3 protein-coding genes are annotated in these 3,849 nt (G+C 64.3%); 1 reads left to right on the plus strand and 2 read right to left on the minus strand.

Going from position 1 to position 3,849, the window contains the following annotated elements:
- Both C667_RS20960 and aceE read right to left on the minus strand, forming a co-directional pair.
- Nucleotides 1-313: acetyl-CoA carboxylase biotin carboxyl carrier protein subunit (locus C667_RS20960; RefSeq protein ID WP_004382163.1), on the minus strand; the 313-nt coding region annotated here is incomplete at its 3' end.
- Between the two features lie 20 nt (nt 314-333).
- Nucleotides 334-2,997: a pyruvate dehydrogenase (acetyl-transferring), homodimeric type gene (gene aceE, locus C667_RS20965; protein WP_004382165.1), complete on the minus strand. Its 2,664-nt coding sequence runs from the start codon at nt 2,995-2,997 to the stop codon at nt 334-336.
- Between the two features lie 127 nt (nt 2,998-3,124).
- Here aceE and C667_RS25305 point away from each other — a divergent pair.
- A partial coding sequence (locus tag C667_RS25305; protein ID WP_245538521.1) for a FadR/GntR family transcriptional regulator occupies nt 3,125-3,849 on the plus strand: 725 nt, incomplete at its 3' end.

The following is a 3,849-nucleotide window of genomic DNA, read 5'->3' on the forward strand; positions in this document are numbered from 1 at the left end:
CGGGCGCAGCCGGCGCTGCAGCGGCCGGGGCAGCAGCCGCAACGGCAGGCGCCGGCGCAGCCGCTGCGGCACCAGCCGCCTCGACCTTGATCAGCACGCTGCCTTCGCTGACCTTGTCGCCGATGCCGACCAGCACTTCCTTGACCACGCCGGCGTGCGAGGACGGCACGTCCATCGTCGCCTTGTCGGATTCCAGCGTCGCGATCGCATCATCGACGGCGATCGTGTCGCCTACCTTCACGAACAGCTCGATCACCGGCACGGCGTCGAAATCGCCGATGTCCGGAACCTTCACTTCAATGAGTTGGCTCATGTTCTAGTCTCCTTGCGCGCTCAGACCGACATCGGGTTGGGCTTGTTCGGGTCGAGGTTGTACTTGACCAGGGCTGCCGCAACCTTGTCACGACCGATCACGCCGTCGTCGGCCAGCGCCTTCAGCGCCGCCAGGGTCACCCAGTGACGATCCACCTCGAAGAAGTGGCGCAGGTTCTCGCGGGTGTCCGAACGACCGAAGCCGTCAGTGCCGAGCGTCACATAGCTGCCCTTGATGAACGGACGGATCTGCTCGGGAAGCATGCGGATGTAGTCGGTGGCCGCGATGACGGGGCCTTGCGCGCCTTCCAGCTTCTGGGCAACGTGCGACTTCCTCGGCTCCTCCATCGGGTGCAGCAGGTTCCAGCGCTCGACGTCCTGGCCGTTGCGCGCCAGTTCGTTGAAGCTGGGCGCGCCCCAGATGTCGGCCTCCACCCCCCAGTCCGCCTTGAGCAGGTCGGCGGCGGCGATCACTTCGCGGAAGATCGTGCCCGAACCCATCAGCTGCACGCGCGGACCGGTGCCGGCAGCGCCCTTGCGGAAGGCGTACAGGCCCTTGAGGATGTCGGCTTCGGCGCCGGCGGGCATCTCGGGATGTTCGTAGTTCTCGTTCATCACCGTGATGTAGTAGTACACGTCCTCCTGCTCGGCGAACATGCGGCGCAGGCCGTCCTGCACCACCACCGCCACCTCGTACTGGAAGGTCGGGTCGTAGCTCACGCAGTTGGGGATCATGTTGGCCAGCAGCAGGCTGTGGCCGTCCTCGTGCTGCAGGCCTTCGCCGTTCAACGTGGTGCGCCCGGCGGTGCCGCCGATCATGAAGCCGCGCGTGCGCTGGTCCGCCGCCGCCCAGCACAGGTCCATCGTGCGCTGCAGGCCGAACATCGAATAGAAGATGTAGAACGGCACCATCTGCACGCCGTGCACGCTGTACGCGGTGCCTGCGGCGATCCAGTCGGCCATCGCGCCGGCTTCGTTGATGCCTTCCTGCAGCACCTGGCCGGTCTGGCTTTCCTTGTAGAACATGAGCTGGTCATGGTCTTCCGGCACGTACTTCTGGCCTTCCTGGTTCCAGATGCCGTACTGGCGGAACATGCCTTCCATGCCGAAGGTGCGGCTCTCGTCGGGGACGATCGGCACGATGTGGCGGCCGATCTGCTTGTCCTTCAGCAGCGTGTTCATGATGCGCACCACCGCCATCGTGGTCGACAGCTCACGGCCTTCGCCCGAGGCCTTCAGCAGCGCGGCAAAGGCGTCGAGCGCGGGCACGGCCAGCGGCGCGGCCTGGGTGCGGCGCTGGGGCAGGAAGCCGCCCAGGTCCATGCGGCGCTGCATCATGTACTTGTATTCGGGCGAGCCTTCCTCGAACTTCAGGTAGGGCAGCTCCTCGAGCTTGTCGTCCGGCACAGGCAGGCCGAAGCGGTCGCGGAAGCGGCGGATCGCATCGACGTCCATCTTCTTCTGCTGGTGCGAGATGTTCATCGCCTCGCCGGCCTGGCCCATGCCGAAGCCCTTGATGGTCTTGGCCAGGATCAGCGTGGGTTGGCCCTTGTGCTCGCTGGCGGCCTTGTAGGCGGCGAAGATCTTGAACAGGTCGTGGCCGCCGCGATTGAGCTGCCATACCTGGTCGTCGGTCCAGTCGGCGACCAGCGCCTTCAGTTCCGGCGTGTTGAAGAAGTGCTCGCGCACGTAGGCGCCGTCCTTGGCCTTGAAGGTCTGGTACTCGCCGTCGCAGAGTTCCATCATGCGCTGCTTGAGGAGACCCTTCTTGTCGCGCGCGAAGAGCGCATCCCAGGCCGTGCCCCAGATGACCTTGATGACGTTCCAGCCCGCGCCGCGGAAGCCGGCTTCGAGCTCCTGGATGATCTTGCCGTTGCCGCGCACCGGGCCATCGAGGCGCTGCAGGTTGCAGTTGATGACGAACACGAGGTTGTCCAGCTTCTCGCGGCCGGCCATGCCGATCGCGCCGAGCGACTCGACCTCGTCGGTCTCGCCGTCGCCCAGGAAGGCCCACACCTTGCGCTGCTCTGCGCGCGCGGCGTCGATCATGCCGCGGCTGGCCATGTACTTCATGAAGCGCGCCTGGTAGATCGCGCACAGCGGGCCCAGGCCCATCGACACGGTCGGGAACTGCCAGAAGTCCGGCATCAGCCAGGGGTGCGGATAGGACGAAATGCCCTTGCCGCCGACTTCCTGGCGGAAATTGTCCATCTGCTCCTCGGACAGGCGGCCGAGCATGAACGCGCGCGCATACACCCCAGGCACCGAGTGGCCCTGGAAGTAGATCATGTCGCCGTCGTGCTGCTCGGAGGGCGCGTGCCAGAAATGCGAGAAGCCGACGTCGTACAAGGCGGCGGCCGAGGCGAACGAGGCGATGTGGCCGCCGACGTTGGTGTCCTTGTTCGCGCGCACCACCATCGCCATCGCGTTCCAGCGGATGTACGAGTGCAGCTTGATCTCCATGTCCGGATCACCGGGGTAGGGCGGCTGCTGCTCGGCGGGGATGGTGTTGATGTACTCGGTGGTGGCCGAGTACGGGATGTTCACCCCTTCCTGGCGCGCGGTGGCGATCAGGGTCTCGATCAGGTAGTGGGCGCGGGCAGGACCTTCGTTCGCTACAACACCTTCCAGCGCTTCGATCCATTCCGCAGTTTCACGGATGTCGATATCCCCTTGTGTGCTCATGTTGTCTCCTCTGATTGAATTGCCCGTCGGTGCTTCGCTGCCTTGCAGGGATGATTCCTGCGGTGGCGCGCCCCCTCCGGTATGCTCGGACTTCCGGCCTGCTTGGTCTGACCAAGAAATTTTGATAATGCTATCCTTAATATCTATCGAGCCGCAAGGGTCGCTGCTTGCACCACTCAGGCGCGCCGCAGTGCAGCAATCAAGGACGTACAATCCACGACGCCCGCCACGTGCCTGGAGCACGCTGAACTACCGATATCCAAGGAGGAATTCGCCATGTCGTCGAGCCCATCGTTCAGCGCCGTCGTGCAGCCGAGGCGCGCGCCTGTCCGATACCATTGCCGAGCAGATCGAGGGGTTGATTGCGAGCGGAGAACTCAAACCTGGCGACAATTTGCCTCCCGAGCGAGATCTTTCCAAGCAACTGGACGTGTCTCGCCCCTCTTTGCGCGAGGCGCTGCTCGTCCTCGAAAGCAGGGGGTTGCTGCAGGCACGTCGCGGGGGCGGCTATTGCGTCACGGATGTGACCGCTCCGGTCATTACCGATCCGCTGGTGCACCTGCTTCAGCGCCACCCCTCAACGGTTGATGACGTCCTGGAACTGCGCCACGGTATCGAGTGCATCGCAGCTCAGTTCGCGGCTCTTCGCGCCACGGATACGGACATCAAGAAACTGAATGGGCTTGTGACCCGCATGCGAAAGCGGAAGGGAGAATTTGATGCATTCGAAGATGCCGAGCGCGATGTCGATTTCCACATGGCAGTGGCTGTTGCCGGCTCCCTGATTCCGCACAAATCTGGCGTCGTTAAACGGCGTCGTCGAGTGGGCGCCGGCGGCGCCGTAAACGGCAC

Source organism: Thauera phenylacetica B4P (assembly GCF_000310225.1).
GTDB classification, from domain to species: Bacteria; Pseudomonadota; Gammaproteobacteria; order Burkholderiales; family Rhodocyclaceae; genus Thauera; species Thauera phenylacetica.